Genomic DNA, 17182 nt, shown 5'->3' with positions numbered 1-17182 from the left:
ACATGCGTGTAACTGCCGACCAAACCTTTCCGATTCGCCTGGAACTCAATGGCCGCTCCCGCGAAGCCCTGGCTGAACCGCGAACCCAACTCTGCGACTTCCTTCGCCACGACCTCGGTGCCACCGGTGTCCATGTCGGATGCGAACACGGTGTCTGCGGTGCCTGCACGGTGCTGGTGGACGGAGTCGCCATGCGCTCCTGCCTGATGCTCGCCGTACAGGGGCACGAGCGGCGTATCGAGACCGTCGAGTCCTTGGCCGACGACGACACACTGAGCGACCTGCAACAAGCCTTTCGCCGTCATCACGCCTTGCAGTGCGGCTTTTGCACTGCGGGCATTCTCATGTCCTGCGTGGATTTCCTGGAACGGGTACCCAACCCGGACGAGACCCAGGTACGCGACATGCTTTCGGGGCATCTATGTCGCTGCACGGGCTACACCGGCATCGTCCAGGCCGTGCTCGAAGTCGCTGCCCAGCGCCAAACGAACGAAGGGGTATAACAACAATGTTCGATCTCGGACGCAGTTTCCTCGCTGCCGTTGAACGCCGGCCGCACGCCGTGGCGGTCAGTGACGGTGCGTTGAAGAAAACCTATGAAGACTGGTTCGTCGATATCCAGAGTGCCGCTTGGGGCTTGCAATGCCTTGGGCTGCAACGCGGTGATCGACTGCTGGTTGCGATGCAAAACCGCTGGCAGATGGCAACCCTGCATTGGGCCTGTCAGTTTGCGGGCATCGTCATGACCCCGTTGAACTGGCGTTCGACCGCCGATGAACTGGGCTACTGCATCGAAGATGCGCAAATCCGTGCAGTGGCTTACGACGATGCTACCGTGACCGCCGTGGCCGGTTGCAGTGCCGCCACAAGGCTGCCACGGATCGCCACAGGTCTGCGTGCTGCCAACACCGACCTGAGTTTCGAGGAACTGTGTTCGCAGACCCCCTCCGGCATCATTTTGCAGGCCGACGCCGAAGACTTTTCACTGCTGCTGTACACCTCCGGAACCACCAGCAAGCCCAAGGGCGTGCCCCGTCGGCACCGTTGCGAACGTGCCGCGGCGGTGGCCCACGTCGCGCAAAACCTTTACCGCCAGGGCGAGTGCACGCTGGGTGTCATGCCGCTTTACCACACCATGGGCGTGCGTTCGTTGCTGTCCATGGCGCTGATCGACGGACATTTCGTCTGTGTGCCGAAGTTCGACGTGGAAGCGACGTTGCAGGCCATCGAGCGGGAAAAGGTCAGCAACCTGTACCTGGTGCCGACGCTCTACCACATGCTCATCGAACACCCGGCCTTTACCCGCGAGCGAGTCGCCAGTGTGGAGAAAATCGGCTTTGCCGGTGCACCGATGAGCGACGGTTTGATGCGTCGCGTCGAGCAGGCGTTCCAGCCGCAATTGTTCGTCAATCATTACGGCAGCTCGGAGATCTACACCTTCACCATCGACCAGCAAGCCAGCCGCAAACCCGGTTCGTCAGGGCGCAGTGCAATGAACCAGCGCGTGCGCGTGGTGCCGATTGATGCTGAAACGGCAGACGTGCAGGTCAACCCCTTGGAGGAGGGCCAGATCATCGCCGACCTGGCGAGTGACGAGGCGTTCGAAGGCTACCTGAACCGTCCCGAAGCGACCGCCAAGGCATTGCGTGACGGATGGTATTTCACCGGTGACATCGGCTACTTCGATCTGGAGGGCGATCTGTTCGTCACGGGTCGTGTCGATGACTTGATCATCACCGGCGGCGAAAACGTCAGTCCGGCAGAAATCGAAAACATGCTCTCTCTGCACCCGGCAGTAGAAGAGGTGGTGGTGGTCGGTCTGCCCGACGAGCAGTGGGGCAAGATCATTGCCGCATTTATCAAGCCGCGCGCCGAGGTCTCGGAAAGCGAGCTCGATGCACATTGCATCGCTTCGGGCCTGGCCAAATTCAAGCGGCCACGGCGTTACCAGTTCATCGATCAGATTCCCAAATCTCCAGTGGGCAAGGTGCTGCGGCGCGTGCTGCTGGCCGAATTTCAGGAACAGGCCTTGAAGGCCATCAGCTAATCATCCAGAGGACACTCTCATGCAACAACAAGCGATCCAGCAATTTCTCGACACTCAGTTCGATGGCTTCCAGGTTGAAGTCGATGTGTCCCGCGAGCGCGCTGATATCATCCTCAACCGGGCACCGTTGAATGTCATTTCCATGGGGCAGCGCGATCAACTGCGCCTGGTCTTCGAAGCCCTCGATGCACACAAAGATGTGCGTGTCATCGTGCTGCGTTCGGTGGGTGAACATTTCTCCAGTGGCGGCGACATCAAGGGGTTCCTCGAGGCATCGCCAGAGCACGTTTCGAAGCTGGCCTGGAATGTCGCGGCACCGGCACGTTGCGAAAAACCGGTGATCGTTGCCAACCGTGGCTACACCTTCGGCGTCGGTTTCGAACTGTCCCTGGCCTGCGATTTCCGCATTGCTTCGCAAACCACTCGCTACGCCTTGCCTGAGCAGAACCTCGGTCAGATCCCGGGCTCGGGTGGCTCCGCGCGTCTGCAGAAAATCATCGGCATCACCCGCACCAAGCACATGGTGATGCGCGCCAAACGCATCACCGGCGACCAGGCCTACGCCTGGGGTATCGCGACCGAGGTCGTGCCGGATACCGAACTGGAAAGCACCGTCGACGCGTTGGTCGATGAACTGCGGCGCTTCTCGCCGTTGGCTCAGCGCACGGCGAAAAAACTGATCAACGACAACGAAGATGCGCCGCTGACCGTCGCGATCGAAATGGAAGGTCACTGCTATAGCCGTCTGCGTAGCTCCAAGGACTTCAAGGAAGGCGTTGAAGCGTTTCACAGCAAGCGTACGGCCGTGTTTATCGGCGAGTAAATCGTACTGGCGAGCGGGCCCGGGAGTATGTTGGTAACAGCGTACGCCTTACGGAGCAGGGCCTGCCGCCCCTTCAATGCAACTGAAAGGGCACATCAAGGTTTCACCGCTGACCTGCTGATTACTCGCAACCCGTGCACCGGGATGCAGAACGTTCGATCACCGTTTGTGTGAGGCAACCATGACTACGACAACAACAATAACTGCATCACCCTCCAGCGCCGCTTGCGATACACCACAGATTCCACCGGGCAAGGCCTTGCTCGCGGCATTTGCCTCGACATTCGGCTGGGCGCTGGATTTGTTCGACCTGTTCATTCTGCTCTACGTGGCGCCCATCATCGGCCGCCTGTTCTTCCCCTCGGACACCCCGACCCTGTCGCTGGCCGCGGTATATGCCTCGTTCGCCGTGGCCTTGCTGGTGCGTCCGCTGGGCTCGGCGATCTTCGGCGCGTATGCCGATAAACACGGCCGCAAGCGTGCGTTGATGGTGTCGATGGTCGGCGTCGGTATTTCCACGGCACTGTTTGGCGCGTTGCCGACCATTCATCAGGTCGGCATATTGGCCCCGATACTGTTTTTGGTCTTGCGGGTGATACAGGGCATTTTCGTGGGTGGCATCGTTGCCTCCACTCACACCATCGGCACCGAATCCATCTCGCCGCGCTATCGCGGCTTGATGTCCGGGTTGATCGGTGGTGCCGGCGCCGGTATGGGCGCGCTGTTGGCGTCATTCACTTATCTGGTGTTGTCGGAGATCTTTCCCGGGGAAGAATTTGACGTCTGGGGCTGGCGCTTCATGTTCTTCTGCGGCCTGCTAAGCACGTTTTTCGGTCTGGTGATGTTCCGTTACCTGGAAGAGACCCCGGTCTGGCAGCAACTGCAACAAGCGCGCAAAACCAAGGGGCCGGCGGTAGTTGTCGTGTCGCCGCTCAAGCGTCTGTTCGGTCGCGAGTACCGCGGCGTGATGCTGGTCAACCTGCTGATTACGTTCGGAGGCGGTGCCACGTATTACCTGGCCTGCGGTTATCTGCCGACGTTGCTCAACGTGGTCGCCAAAGTGCCTCATGCGCAGACTTCGCAGATGCTCATGTACGGGTCGGTGGCAACCATTGTCGGAGCACTGGCCTTCGGTTACCTGAGCGACCTGATCGGTCGCAAGAAGACCTTCATGCTGCTGGGTGTGATCAACCTGGTGAGCCTGCCGATGATGTTTCTGGGTGTCGCCGAATCGGGTTCGCTGACCCGTACTGCGCTGTATTGCGTGGGTATAGGCTTCATAGGTGGGGCGATCATCGCGCCGATTCTGATCTTCCTCAACGAACGCTTTGCCACCGAGCTGCGAGCCAGCGGCACCGGATTGTCCTGGAACATCGGTTTCGCCCTCGGCGGAACCATGCCGACCTTTGTGTCCCTGGTCAGCGGCAGCCCGGCGCAGATCCCCATGGTGTTGGCGATGTTCGCCGTCGGTCTGTCGGTGATCTACCTGATCGGCAGCGTGGTGATTCCAGAAACCCAAGGCAATTTCAAGTAAAGGCGGGGAGGCGCTTCAGGAATTCGCAGATCAGCTGCAAGGTCTGCTCGGTCGCTTCGGTCTGGGGAAAGTGCCGACAGTTATCCAGCAACACACAGCGGCACGGTCCAGCGACCTGTCGCTGGATGACCACCAGTTGCTCGGGCGTGGCGTAGTGGTCTTCGCGACCCTGAATGACCAGCAACGGCTTTTCGATATAAGCCAACTGCGCTTCGAGATCATCCAAGGAAAAGTCCGGGTGCAACCAACTGTCGCTCCAACCGTGAAAAGCGCCATCGACATTTGTCCCATGGTGGCGTGCCAGGCGCTCGCGCAGTTCGCCCAGATGCCAAGCCTCGGTGGTGTGGCGAATGCCATCGAGGCTCTCGGCCTCGACAATCACGTGAGGGGCCAGTGCGATGCTGCCCAACACGCGTGGATCGTTGGTGGCGGCATAGGCAAGGACGATGGATGCGCCGTCACTGTGACCGAGCAAGACCACTTGCGGCAGTTGCAAGGCATCGAGCAATTGCCGCAGTTCCCGAGGGCCGTCGCTGCTCAGGTAGTTCAGCGGACGCGGCAGGGTTACCGGGCTCGATTGCCCATAACCCTGACGGCTGTAAGTGACCACACCGTAACCGCTGGCCTGGGCCAGGCGCAGGGGGAAGTCTTTCCATTGGTCGGCGCTGCCGAGGCCTTCGTGCAACAGCACCAGTGTCGGTCGCGATGGGTCAGCCGGAGGCAGTTGGCGATATTCCAGGCGCAGCGCCGCGAGTTGCAAAAACTGTTGTGGCGACATGTTGAATCAACGATTGAACAGGATTGCTAGCAGGTTACCGTAAACGTAACCCTGCATGCAGCACCACGCTTTGCTTGAGGTACAGAAAATATGCGTCATCTCGATGTTCAGGTGATCGACCAGGCACTGCAATGGGCTCGCGCCGGGCAGGCCCAGTGGCTATGTACGGTGCTCTCCACCTATGGCTCGGCACCGCGTGCGCCGGGTGCGATGCTGGTGACCAATGGCACAGGCGAACACGTCGGCTCGCTGTCGGGTGGCTGCGTCGAAGAGGAGTTTCTCGAAAGCCTGACGCGCGGTGAATTACGCGAACCGGCACAGATCGTCAGTTATGGCGACAGCGTCGAGCAACGCCACCGTCTACGATTGCCCTGTGGCGGCGTGCTGATCGTGCTGGTCGAGCACCGCGCTGCCAGTCTCGAATGGATCGCCCACCTGGAGAGTCTGCAAGCAGCGTTGCTGGGTCAGCGTCGTCTGCTGCGTCACGTCGAACTGAGCAGTGGTGCCTTGCGCCTGGACCCGGACACCGGACACGGCAGCGAGCGGGTGCTAGTCGTCGACGAAAGCGTGCGCATCAGCGTCGGCCCGGCGTTACGACTGATTCTGGCGGGGCTCTCGCCGGTCGCCGAATTCTGCGCCAGTTTTGCCCGCGCCATCGGCTGCGAAGTCATCGCCTGCGATCCCCGGGAAGAGATGCTGCAAGTACAACTCGAAGGTGTGGAGATGCAACGCGTGCTGCCCTCGATGTTCATTGCCGCCGGAGGTTGCCACGCGGCGACCGCGGTGGTGGCGCTGACTCACGATCCGCGAATCGATGACCTGGCGCTGATGGAAGCGGTGCACACTCCGGCGTTTTACATCGGCGCCATGGGATCTCAGGCAACGTCGGCCAAGCGCGCTGAGCGGCTGAAACGCATCGGTGGTCTGACGGATGAACAGATCGCCCGTTTACACATGCCCATCGGCCTCGATCTGGGCAGCAAGGCCCCGGCGGAAATCGCTCTGGCGGTGGTGGCCGATATCCTGCGCGTTTATCACGGCAAAGAACGCCATGCCTTGTAAGGCGGTTTTTCCGACGAACGTGGGGGCTGCGAAAGTCGAGGTAGACGCTCGGTCATTCGCGCGCGATAGTGGCCAGCCAAGTGTTGCTGAACCATGGACCGATCGACGGGCTTGAGAAATAGATACGCGCCCCGATGATATGCATTGAGGCCGATAACAATATCGCTTCAAGCGAGCGGAGGAATCTGATGTCGATTGCCCAACGGGTGTTCCACGGCAGGTTTGGCCGGGTCGCCTTGCTGAATATGGATCATTCGCTGGTCACCCATACCCATTCCGAATGCCATGTGCTGGTCAAAGTGTCCGGCGAGGACACTTACTTCAACGTTAACGGTCGGCGGGTTCCGCTCAGTGATCGCACGGCGGTGCTGGTCAACGCCTGGGAGCCGCATTTCTACGATCCGCAGCCGGGTGCGGGCGCCACCGTCATCCTGGCGCTCTACATCGAGCCCGCCTGGCTGGCCACTGCCCAGCAGTCGCTGGCGCTCAGCGGTCGGCCGGACTTTTTTGCCCAATCATGCATCGAGCTGTCGAGTCGAAATCGCACCCTGGCCGACATCCTGGTCGCCGAAGCGCATGGTTGTGGGATCGTGCCGAAAGAGCGCTTGGAGTTCATGCTGTTCGACTTCCTGATCGAACTGATCGAGGACTTTTCCAGCTGGCGGCATTTGTCGCTGCTGGGTGCGCCGAACTCAAATGAGTTTCGGGACGCGCGCGTGCGCCGTGGCACCGCCTGGTTGCTTGAGCACCTCGATGATCCGAACCCGATCGACAACGCCGCGCGGGCTTGTGGTCTGTCTCGGGCACACTTCTTTGCGCTGTTCAAGAAAGACACCGGCATGACGCCGACCCTTTTGCTGAACGACGCGCGCATGCGCCGCGCTTTTGCCTGGCTTGAGCGTGAGCGCAGTGGAACGCTGGGTCTTTTGTCGGAGAACCTCGGGTTCTCCGAGCAAGGTCATTTCACACGGTTTTTCCGTCAGCACATCGGAGCTTCGCCCAGCCAGTATCGGCGTGTAGTGGATAGTTACGCGGCGGTTTGAATCGAGAGGAGGGCGGGGTATTGGGCAATACTCCCGCCGATGAAGTTAGTCTTTTATCTTGAAACTGGCGGCTTGTATAGGCTACGAAAGTTGTAGGATCTACTAATCGTCCAGAAAATCATAAATCTCTTTCATGCGTTCTTCACGCATCAACTCAAGCTCTTCCTTAGTTTCAGCCACCCACTGCAGAATGAAGTCCCAGCAATCGCAGTCGTGAGCATCCGCTTCTGCTTCAAATGCTTCTTGTAGAAATTTCAGGCGATATTCTTCTGGCGAAAGCCCGCAGTTTTCAGCGAGGTTGTAGTTCAGCTCGCTGAGTTCAAGCTGGATCCATAAGTTGGCGTCCAGGAATTTCTTCAGGGCGAGTTCGGCTCTAAGTTCTTTTGCGATCATGAATACACTCTCGTGTCATAAAACAGGTAGACATTTTTTTCGAGATCAGTAGCGCTACACAGGATTATGTCAATTTCCCGCCATCATCCATCCTCTAACACCATGACTTTCACTCAACTCTTTCACGACTCGAGCCGCGTCCTGCTTTTGTTTATACGGGCCAATGACGACAAAGTTGTTTTCTTTACGCGCTACCGGCAACTCCAACTGCTGAATGGCTTTTACTGCGCGATGGCGGCTAGGTGTATTCAATGCAATTTCGACCACCCATAGGCCGGATGAAGGCGTGATTGAAGCTTCTTTTTTAGTGTGGAAAATGTAGCCGCCACATGTCAAGCACGGGCGTTCCAGCGTGATCAGCGAGCCTGGTACTGTGCGAAAGGCATGCCATTGCGGATCAATGGTTTTTTTGCGGGCGAAGAGTGCCAGAAGCAGGCCGATAAAAGTAGTCAGACCGCTGAGAATAATTGTCCATTTGTGTGCCTGTGTGGGCAATGAAGTCAGCGTAAGTACGGGTGTTTCGCCTGGCTTTTCGAGCAAAAACTGTACGGCGTCAGCCTCCGTTGAGTCGGGTATGCGGGATTCGTTTTTCGTAAGGTGTGCGAGCTCGTCAGAATGTATCGTACCGAGCTCTGTCGCAACTTTATTAGCGGTGTCATCGAGTAGTTGTTCGAACTTTGTCACTTTTTGCTGGATGTATGAATTGTCGACGTTATTTTGACAAATGGGTCCTGTGGACGAGTAGGTCCATAGAAGTGCTGATAGTTGCCCAAAAACGCCAGTTAACAGGAAGCCCAAGCCAAGCTTTCGCACAGCGGCCGTCTCCAAAGCAAGTGAATAGTTATTTGCCCCGTTTATTTCTGATAAACAGGGTTCTTTTGTTGATCCTGGGATTGTCTAAATTCTTGAGCGCGTCAGTGTGCTCAAGCGCCAAAACTAGTTGGCTGCTTTATTGTTGTTGAAAGAACATCGGGCTTGCACTTTATAGACTGTTGGTAGACGAAAAAGGCTCAGGTGATCGAAAAAAAACCATATCAGATGGATTGCAGAGCGATCCATTAATTACTTGTATTCAAGGTGGATATCGTGGCCAAAGTTGCCTTTTTCAAGATTCAAGCCATGCCTACTCGCTTGGTATAAATGAAAGGATTGTTAGCCAGCCCTTTCCGGTACGGACAGGGAGAAGCTACTGAATTTTTTGTCTCCCTTTCAAACGATGCCAGTGTCTGCACTACACTTCAGGTGTCATTCCTACCCTGGAGAGTTCCTGGTGAACCCTCCAGATATTGTGCTTGGTCCTGAAAAAATTGCGGGACTGAGCGCTGAGCTTTAAAGCTCTACTCGACACGCCTGGCCGTGAACGCATTACCGGTCCTGATGTGGGATGAGGGTCAATGCCATGGCTGTTGAAGGCAATGCAGGTCAATTATTTGCTGTCGTCACTTTGCTTGCCGCCGCCGTGGTGGCAGTGCCGCTGCTCAAACGCATCGGGCTCGGCTCAGTGGTCGGTTACCTGGCGGCGGGGCTGATCATTGGCCCCTTCGGACTGCAACTGATCAATAACCCCCACACCATCATTGAGGTGGCCGAGCTGGGTGTGGCGATGTTTCTTTTTGTGATTGGACTGGAGATGAAACCCTCGCACCTATGGGATCTGCGTCGGCAGATCTTTGGGCTGGGCAGCCTGCAGGTGGTGGTCTGTGCTGTTCTGCTCACTTCTGTCGGCATGGCTTTTGGATTCCCTTGGCAGGTGTCATTTGTCTGCGCAGCGGGTTTTGTACTCACCTCCACGGCCCTGGTTATGCAAGTTCTCTCGGAACGCGGTGACATTACCGAGCCGAGAGGGCAGCACGTCGTGTCCATTTTGCTGTTTGAAGACCTGTTGATAGCCCCTTTGCTGGCGGTGGTGGCATTTCTGGCGCCCACTGAGTTGGCGAATGGACCCACGTCTCCCCTTTGGCAACGCATAGGTACCGCAGCGCTGTCCCTGGGTGCATTGGTGGCCATCGGATTGTGGCTGCTCGATCCCCTGTTTCGAGTATTGGCCCATGCCAAAGCGCGCGAGGTAATGACTGCCGCTGCGCTGCTGGTTGTGTTGGGAGCAGCGCTGCTGATGGAAATCGGCGGTCTTTCAATGGCGATGGGTGCTTTCGTTGCCGGTGTGCTGCTGTCGGAATCCACATTTCGCCACCAGTTGGAGGCCGACATAGAACCGTTTCGTGGCCTACTGCTGGGGCTGTTTTTCCTCGGCGTCGGCATGTCGCTGGATCTGCAAACGATGGTCAGCGCGTGGAGGCTCATCATCTCTGGTGTGCTGGCACTGATGCTGGTCAAGGCCCTGTGTATTTATGCAGTTGCGCGTCTGGCGAAAAGCGGTCATCGCGACGCGCTGGATCGCGCCGTGCTGATGGCGCAGGGTGGCGAATTTGCTTTTGTGCTGTTTGCCGAAGCGCTCAAACTCAGGGTCATCGGTCCTGACGTCAACGCCAACATGACGGCTATCGTGGTGCTCTCCATGGCGTTTACACCGGTGACCTTATTGCTGTGCAAACGGTTTACTCGCCCACAGCCCGTGTCCATGGACGGTGTGGAAGCCGCACACAATCTGCAATGCAATGTACTCATCATCGGTTTTGGCCGTGTGGGGCAGATTGCCTGCTAGGTGCCGCTCGCTCAGGGAGCAAAAATTTCAATCATTGATATAAATCCGGAGGTCATCCGCGCCGTGACACCCTACGGTTTCAAGGTCTATTACGGCGACGGCGCCCGCCATGAAATATTGCACGCTGCCGGTGCCCATCACGCCCGCGCCATCATTATTTGTGTGGATGATAAAAAAGCCGCGACACGCATTGTCGAAAGTACGCGGCACTACTGCCCGCAGGTGAAAGTGCTGGTGCGCGCTTTTGACCGCGAACACGCGCTGGAACTGGTCGAACACGACGCCGACTACATAGTGCGGGAGACCTTTGAGGCCGCACTGCTGCTCGGCCGTCAGGCCGTGGTGACGCTGGGTGCGTCTGAGCACGAAGCCGACGCGGTGATCGACGAAGTGCGCAAACGCGATGCCGAACGTTTTGCCTTGGAAACAGCGGGCGGCCTGTTTGCCGGACGAGCGTTGGTGTTGGGGAATATTGAGCGCATTGATCCGCCGAACAATGAAGCGCGGGATGCTCAGTGAGCATCAATCGCAGTCATTCGGTTCACGGCGCTCCAGCGCAGAAAACTGATCACTCAGCCACGTATAAAGCTGGGAAACGGCAGGGCTGATCTGCTTGCGATGCGGGCACACCAGACTCAACGGCGAAGCTTCGCCAGGATAATCTGGCAGCAGCACAAGCAGGCGCTCAGCGGCGATATCGGCACTGACATCCAGCCAAGATTTGTAGGCGATACCTTCACCGTCCAACGACCAGCGTCGCACGACATCGGCGTCATCGCTGAACAGTGGCCCCGAAACCTGCACGGTTTGCCCGCCCAGGTTCCACTTGTCGTAGACCCGGCCATTTTGCAGATAGAGCAGGCAGTGATGCTTGCTCAAGTCATCCGGCGTTTGGGGAGAACCGCAGCGTTGCACATACTCCGGCGAGGCAACAAGCACCCGCTGGTTCCACGGTGCAAGCGGCAGTGCCACGTAGTTGGCGTCTTCATTCGGGCCGTATCGAATCGCCACGTCCACCGGGTCGCGAAACAGATTGGCCATCTGGTCCGACAGGAAAAAACGCAACGTCAATTCTGGATGCTGACGGCGGAACAGCGTCAGCCACGGCAGCAGTATGTTGCGCCCCAGATCGGACGGCGCTGTCACTTGCAGTACGCCCCGCAGCGTGGCGTTCTCACCACGCAGGTTTTCCTTGCCTTGCTTCAGGGTCTCAAGCACTGAGTGGGCGGTGGGCAGATATTGCTCGCCCTCGGCAGTCAATCGCAGGCTGCGAGTGGTGCGGGCGAACAGGCGTACGTCCAGCTCGCGCTCCAGACGTTTGATGGCGGCGGCGACCTGACCAGGCAATAGATCAGCCTCCAGCGCCGCTGCGGTGAAACTGCCCAGCGCGGCGCTGCGGATGAATAAACCAAGATCATCGATGCGGATCATTTTCACTCCTGCAGTGAAAGTGTTGGCGCATTCTGCTTGTTTTTCTTTGTACTTGGGAAGTCGAAGATGGCTGCAAACGAGTGCATCACCCTTCAGACAGCGAGTGTCCATGAAAGCCATCACCTTTACCGAACACGCTTTGCCCATCGACAATCCACACGCATTGATCGACATCAGCCTCCCGGTGCCCACGCCTGGTCCACGGGATCTGCTGGTCGAAGTTCGCGCGGTGTCAGTAAATCCGGTCGATACCAAGGTGCGCGCCGGAACTTTCACAAAAGAACCCAAAATCCTCGGCTGGGATGCCACAGGCATTGTCCGCGAGATCGGCTCTGAAGTGACGCTGTTTCAGCCGGGCGATGAAGTGTTCTATGCCGGCTCGATTGCCCGCACCGGCAGCTACAGCGAATTCCATCTGGTCGATGAGCGGATCGTCGGGCACAAGCCTCGGTCATTGAGTGCCGCCGATGCGGCAGCGTTGCCGTTGACCTCGATCACTGCCTGGGAATTGTTGTTTGACCGGCTTGGTGTCGTCGAGGGTTCGGGGGAGGGCAAGTACCTGTTGATCACCGGAGCGGCTGGGGGCGTCGGTTCGATGCTGGTGCAACTGGCCCGACAGTTGACCCGCCTTACCGTCATCGGAACTGCCTCACGCCAGGAAACCGCTGATTGGGTGCGGCAGTTGGGCGCGCATCACGTGATCGATCACAGCCAGCCACTGCTCGCACAGTTGCAAGCGCTCGGCGTGCCGGAGATCGACTATGTCGCCAGCCTGACTCACACCGAACAGCACTTTGCACAACTGATCGACGTGCTCAAGCCGCAAGGGCGTCTGGGTGTGATTGACGACCCCGACAGCCTCGATGTGATGCCGCTCAAGCGCAAGTCGCTGTCGTTGCATTGGGAGCTGATGTTCACCCGCTCGCTGTATGAAACCCCGGACATGATCAACCAGCATCATCTGCTCAATCGGGTCAGCACTCTGATTGACCAAGGTGTTCTGCAAACCACTGTGGGCGAGCACTTCGGTGCGATCAATGCGGCAAACATGCGTCGTGCCCATGCGCTGGTCGAGAGCGGCAAGGCCCGGGGCAAGATCGTTCTAGAAGGTTTCTGACTTCACTCCTCGGGCGGGCTCGCTTGCGGGCCTCTGAACCGCCTGCGGCATCACTGCCATTCTTTATGTCGCAGAGTTGACGATGAATCCGTCCAGTAACGTATTGGTTTCAGTTCGCTTCGGAACGAGGCTGTACTCCGAATTGCGGAACGATGTGAGTGCCCAGCTCCTCAATAACTTGCGCAGCAGGGCGCTTACCGTATTTGAGATTCAGGATAACGTGGTCCACCCCGATTTCCTGAAGCACCTCCAGCAAACCCCGGAGGTGGTCGCGTCCAAGCCTGAACCCCAAATGAATACGAGTGGGCGGCGTTGACGGGTTCTCAGCGAGGTCGATGTATAGCGACTGAGCGAAGGGCTTATAGACGGAACCACATTGCTTCATGACCTCCAGCCGCCAATCTTCCACGATCAGTCGCTGCATTTTCGGTTGGCGTGGATAGTTGATCCATCCGGTGCTTTCGCGCGCGATCCAATCCAGTGACTGGCGACTATTCCCGGTCACGAGCATTGGAATAACTTGGGTCGTAGGTTTCGGAATGAGGTCTGCGCCCTGCATCTCACCACCGCTCCAGCGGATGGGTTCAAAGCTGGTGCTGTGGGCTCTGCGAATCACCTCGTAGTACTCTCGAAAAATGTCTCCGCGCCTTTCGGCATCGACGCCAAAAGCCGAAAACTCCACAGGGCGATCGCCGGAAGCTACCCCCAGAATCAAGCGACCTGCGCTCAACTGATCGACGCTGGCCGATGCCTTGGCCGTGTGCAGCGGATGGTGTAACGGGATGGCAATGGATGCGGTGCCAAGCGCTATCTCTGACGTATGAGCGGCTATATATCCCAGGTAAACCCAGGGGTCGAAGACTTGGCCGACATCGCCGAAACCAGGGTCGCGAAGAGGCACGTCGCGAAACCAGAGCGCGCAGAAGCCCAGCGCCTCTGCTCGTTTGGCCAATGCGACTTGGTTGAGCATGCTCGGAGTGTCCCCATCGAAGGCCTCCAAAGGAAAGAACAATCCAAGGCTCAAATGACCCTGAGTGAAGGTTCGGCTGAACCCTCGATGCTGCTGATAAGGAATCGTGCTCGGCCGATACATACTCATCTTCCTCAATGGGAGAAACGTGAACAGCGCCCCTGTTTAAGAAGTGCTGCGGCATCGGTCGCTTGGGAACGACAGGTGGGTAGTGCGTGCAGCCTTTATCCGTTGCGCCATACATGCTGGTCGGGTCGACCGGGTGAGGGGACAGCTGCTGACAAAACGCGTGGGCAGGCCCGGATTGGCGATGAACGGACGGTCAAAATAAATTAGATCGTTCCGGCCCGATACATCGCCTGAGCAAAAGCAGGGAGACCATCCAGCAAGAATAGGCGGCGTTGCGGGGAACCGCCATGTTCGTCGTCCGTCCCGGTACCTGACGCAGATTGGTTACACCGCAGTCTAGGCCTTGGGCGTCGTGATCGGCGCGCCGCGGGTTGCTATAGAGGACAGTCGTCAGGTCAGCCCGCTGAGCCTTTGGGTACTCGACCGACAATTGTGTCCGGCCCCAGTCCTGAAATTCAGACGATAAGATAAATTTTCAGACCGCAACGCAGAACTCCATTTCCCCAGGCAAGGCACTCCCTGCGCCTTTCTCACACAATCCGCTCTAACGCTATCGCGCTGCATAACAGAAACAGGTGCGATGAGCGACTTTGGAACTTGCATTAACAATATTAACTTGATGCAGGAGGGGAGGTATCGTCGACTTCTCGTTTTCAGCAGGGTATTAAGAATAATAAAAAACGCACACCTGAAAATTTTGCGTTGCTTCTATCACTTTAAAATAACAAATGGAGCGCTATATAAATGAGTGGAAAAACAATAACTGCAAGTTCGGTGTTTCTTAGTATCACCCTGAGTGCCCAGGTGCATGCTGACTTCCTGAGTGATAGCAAAGCCACCTTGGGAATGAGAAACTTCTACTTCAATAACGACAACCGCGATGGCGTTGCCGCACCTTCCAAAACCGAAGAATGGGCGCAGGGTTTCATGCTGGACTTCAAATCGGGCTATACCGATGGAATGGTTGGCTTTGGTGTCGATGGCCTGGGGTTGCTGGGAGTTACCTTGGACAGTGGCAAAGGACGGCATGTCGGTAGCAGCATGATGCCTTCTGACAGTGACAACCGTGCCGTCGACGAGTGGAGCCGGCTCGGGCTGACCGTAAAAGTCAAAATGTCGAAAACTGAACTTCGCTACGGCACTTTGATTCCGAAACTCCCAATTCTGGTCGCCAACGATGGGCGCGTGCTTCCACAAACCTTCGAGGGCGGTCAAATCACCTCGAGCGAGTTCAAGGGGCTGACCTTGACTGGAGGTCGGATCGAACATGCAACAGGACGTGGTTCGAGCGATCAGACGGGGTTGGCCGTTGCTGGTGGTACGCGGGAAAGCAATCAGTTTGACTTCGCCGGGGGCGATTGGAACGTCACCAAGGATCTGACAGCTCAGTACTACTACGCCAGCCTCGACAACTACTATACGCAGCATTTTATGGGATTAATTCACACCCTTGCCCTCTCGGACAATCAGTCCCTTAAAACCGACCTGCGCTATTTCAAAACTGACTCGTCAGGGGCAAATAGCTCCGGGACGTCAGGCTACAGAATGAGTGGCTACACCAAAAACGGTAGTGGAGAGATCGACAACCGTACCTGGAGTGCCGCGTTGATTTACACACTGGGTGGTCACGCGATTACTGCGGGGTACCAAAGTGTGTCGGATGGCAGCAACTTCACTCAACTCAGTCAGGGTAGCCTGACAGACAAGGGCGCCGGTGGAGCAAGCCTGTATCTGTATACAGACCGCCTGATCCAAACTTTCACCCGTGCAGGCGAGCGCACAGCTTTCGGTCAGTATGCTTACGACTTCGCCGCTCTGGGTGTCCCTGGCCTGAAAGGCTCGGTCATGTACCTCTCCGGCGATAATATTAAAACTACGTCAGGCAACAACCAAAAGGAATGGGAAAGAGACATTAGTCTGGACTACGTCCTTCAATCCGGAGCGCTCAAAGGCGTCGGGTTCGGCTGGCGTAACGGCAAGTCCAACAGCGAAGCATCTCGAAACGTAGATCAGAATCGAGTTTTTGTAAGCTATAGCATTCCGCTTCTCTAGATAGTGGTGCGGGAAGTTTGATTTAACCAACGTCCGAACCCGTTATGGCAGACAAACGATTGTAAAGGGCGGGCCGGGATATCGGATGCTCATGATCGGCGCAGACCCGGAGTGCGACACGCCAGTCATGGTCAAGCTGGTCGTCGATGCTGAGGTAAGAGTGGTCCTTTTCTACCGGTCGGGTGCCATGCACCTCGGGCTACATTTGATAGTGTCCATTCGAAGGCATACGATTGAGCGGGATGGTGTCTACGTACAAGTTACAGATCCGCCACGGTGACACCACGCCGGAAGCGGTCAGCAGACCGGGAGGTGTTACTTGAAGCACACAACTGATACGCCCGCTAGCGTCATCACGACACTGACCTACCTGGTCAAGCACGATGCGAAGCCCTATGTGCATACCGAGGCTCTGACCGGTGACAGTGAACCGCACTACTTTGCCGAGCAGGAGGAGCGCGAGGTCACGATACACAACGGTCGTCCGTTGGCAGGCAGCCTGTCTCTGGACAAGCAGGGGTTTGAGCTCCATCGGCGGGATACGGTGGTCGACGACCTCTACGACGATGCTTTGGTGGAAAGCGTCTACTATGACGAGGTCAAGGCCTTGATCAAGGAGCTGACGGGCGCGAGCCGGGTCGTCATCTTCGACCACACCAGGCGCAGCGACGCCGAGGGGCGGGATATTCGCGGCCCAGCCAGCCGTGTGCATAATGACTACACCGAGCGCTCGGGTCCTGAGCGTATTCGCGACGTGCTGGGCCAGGATCTGGCCGCCGCACTGGTGTCGGTGGCCCAGATTAACCTCTGGCGCCCGATGAGCGGGCCCGTCAAGCGCTCGCCGCTGGCCGTGCTGGACGCCTCGACGCTTGACTCCAATGACCTGCTGGCCACCGACTTGGTCTATCCGGATCGTATCGGTGAGATCTACCACCTGGCCTACAATCCGCAACAGCGCTGGTACTATTTTCCGGACATGCGCCGTGACGAAGTCTTGCTGATCAAGGGGTATGACTCACGTCACGACGGCCGTGCCCGCTTCACGCCCCATACCGCCTTCAAAGACCCCAATACGCCGCCGGGAGCCCCGCCGCGCGAGAGTATCGAAGTTCGCACCCTGGCCTTCTTTGATTAGGTTTTG

14 protein-coding genes and 1 pseudogene are annotated in these 17182 nt (G+C 57.4%); 10 read left to right on the top strand and 5 right to left on the bottom strand.

What is annotated here, in order from left to right:
* Window positions 1-2: 2 nt before the first annotated feature.
* The 4 genes from Q7W83_RS14680 (at window position 3) to Q7W83_RS14665 (ending at window position 4404) form a co-directional block, all read left to right on the top strand.
* Entirely contained in the window at window positions 3-503 is a 501-nt protein-coding gene (locus Q7W83_RS14680; RefSeq protein WP_064596717.1) for a (2Fe-2S)-binding protein, read from the top strand.
* Window positions 504-508: 5 nt separating this feature from the next.
* A complete protein-coding gene (locus tag Q7W83_RS14675; RefSeq protein WP_473656259.1) occupies window positions 509-2047 on the top strand; it encodes an AMP-binding protein in 1539 nt (512 codons plus the stop codon).
* A 19-nt stretch (window positions 2048-2066) separates the two neighbouring features.
* Window positions 2067-2870: an enoyl-CoA hydratase/isomerase family protein gene (locus tag Q7W83_RS14670; protein WP_102615846.1), complete on the top strand. Its 804-nt coding sequence runs from the start codon at window positions 2067-2069 to the stop codon at window positions 2868-2870.
* Between the two features lie 181 nt (window positions 2871-3051).
* Window positions 3052-4404 (top strand): MFS transporter, encoded by a 1353-nt coding sequence (locus Q7W83_RS14665; RefSeq protein WP_102615845.1) that lies wholly within the window; start codon window positions 3052-3054, stop codon window positions 4402-4404.
* Here Q7W83_RS14665 and Q7W83_RS14660 read toward each other — a convergent pair.
* Window positions 4397-5182, bottom strand: coding sequence for an alpha/beta fold hydrolase (locus tag Q7W83_RS14660; RefSeq protein WP_473656258.1), 786 nt, complete (start codon window positions 5180-5182; stop codon window positions 4397-4399). The genes Q7W83_RS14665 and Q7W83_RS14660 overlap by 8 nt on opposite strands.
* A gap of 90 nt (window positions 5183-5272) precedes the next feature.
* Here Q7W83_RS14660 and Q7W83_RS14655 point away from each other — a divergent pair, with 90 nt between their 5' ends.
* Together Q7W83_RS14655 and Q7W83_RS14650 are read left to right on the top strand one after the other, a co-directional pair.
* Complete coding sequence (locus Q7W83_RS14655; protein ID WP_150653367.1) at window positions 5273-6244, top strand: XdhC family protein; 972 nt, start codon at window positions 5273-5275, stop codon at window positions 6242-6244.
* 188 nt (window positions 6245-6432) lie between these two features.
* Window positions 6433-7287, top strand: a complete 855-nt coding sequence (locus tag Q7W83_RS14650; RefSeq protein ID WP_150636601.1) for a helix-turn-helix transcriptional regulator — start codon at window positions 6433-6435, stop codon at window positions 7285-7287.
* A gap of 102 nt (window positions 7288-7389) precedes the next feature.
* Here Q7W83_RS14650 and Q7W83_RS14645 read toward each other — a convergent pair whose 3' ends face one another.
* Window positions 7390-7680, bottom strand: a complete 291-nt coding sequence (locus Q7W83_RS14645; RefSeq protein WP_183681695.1) for a DUF6388 family protein — start codon at window positions 7678-7680, stop codon at window positions 7390-7392.
* 69 nt (window positions 7681-7749) lie between these two features.
* Window positions 7750-8364 carry an SPOR domain-containing protein gene (locus tag Q7W83_RS14640; RefSeq protein ID WP_224792435.1) on the bottom strand — a complete coding sequence of 205 codons (615 nt, stop codon included), beginning with the start codon at window positions 8362-8364 and terminating at the stop codon, window positions 7750-7752.
* A gap of 715 nt (window positions 8365-9079) precedes the next feature.
* On the opposite strand from Q7W83_RS14640, the pseudogene Q7W83_RS14635 reads away from it, so the two are divergent.
* A pseudogene (locus Q7W83_RS14635) lies at window positions 9080-10861 on the top strand (monovalent cation:proton antiporter-2 (CPA2) family protein).
* A gap of 3 nt (window positions 10862-10864) precedes the next feature.
* Here the strand turns inward: Q7W83_RS14635 and Q7W83_RS14630 are convergent.
* Window positions 10865-11773, bottom strand: coding sequence for a LysR family transcriptional regulator (locus Q7W83_RS14630; RefSeq protein WP_150636608.1), 909 nt, complete (start codon window positions 11771-11773; stop codon window positions 10865-10867).
* A 109-nt stretch (window positions 11774-11882) separates the two neighbouring features.
* Between Q7W83_RS14630 and Q7W83_RS14625 the strand changes: the two genes are divergently transcribed.
* The gene (locus tag Q7W83_RS14625; RefSeq protein ID WP_150636610.1) at window positions 11883-12890 is read left to right on the top strand and encodes a zinc-binding alcohol dehydrogenase family protein; all 1008 of its coding nucleotides are present in this window, start codon (window positions 11883-11885) and stop codon (window positions 12888-12890) included.
* A gap of 109 nt (window positions 12891-12999) precedes the next feature.
* Here the strand turns inward: Q7W83_RS14625 and Q7W83_RS14620 are convergent, their stop codons facing one another.
* A complete protein-coding gene (locus tag Q7W83_RS14620; protein WP_150636612.1) occupies window positions 13000-13983 on the bottom strand; it encodes an LLM class oxidoreductase in 984 nt (327 codons plus the stop codon).
* Window positions 13984-14733: 750 nt separating this feature from the next.
* Here Q7W83_RS14620 and Q7W83_RS14615 point away from each other — a divergent pair.
* Both Q7W83_RS14615 and Q7W83_RS14610 read left to right on the top strand, forming a co-directional pair.
* Window positions 14734-16041, top strand: a complete 1308-nt coding sequence (locus tag Q7W83_RS14615) for an OprD family porin (protein WP_150636614.1) — start codon at window positions 14734-14736, stop codon at window positions 16039-16041.
* A gap of 319 nt (window positions 16042-16360) precedes the next feature.
* On the top strand, window positions 16361-17176 hold the full coding sequence (locus tag Q7W83_RS14610) for a CmcJ/NvfI family oxidoreductase (RefSeq protein WP_150636618.1): 816 nt from the start codon (window positions 16361-16363) through the stop codon (window positions 17174-17176).
* The last annotated feature ends 6 nt before the right edge of the window (window positions 17177-17182 follow it).

The sequence above is a fragment of the Pseudomonas sp. 300 genome, from assembly GCF_055803035.1.
This window is presented reverse-complemented; position numbering and strand designations above follow the sequence as displayed.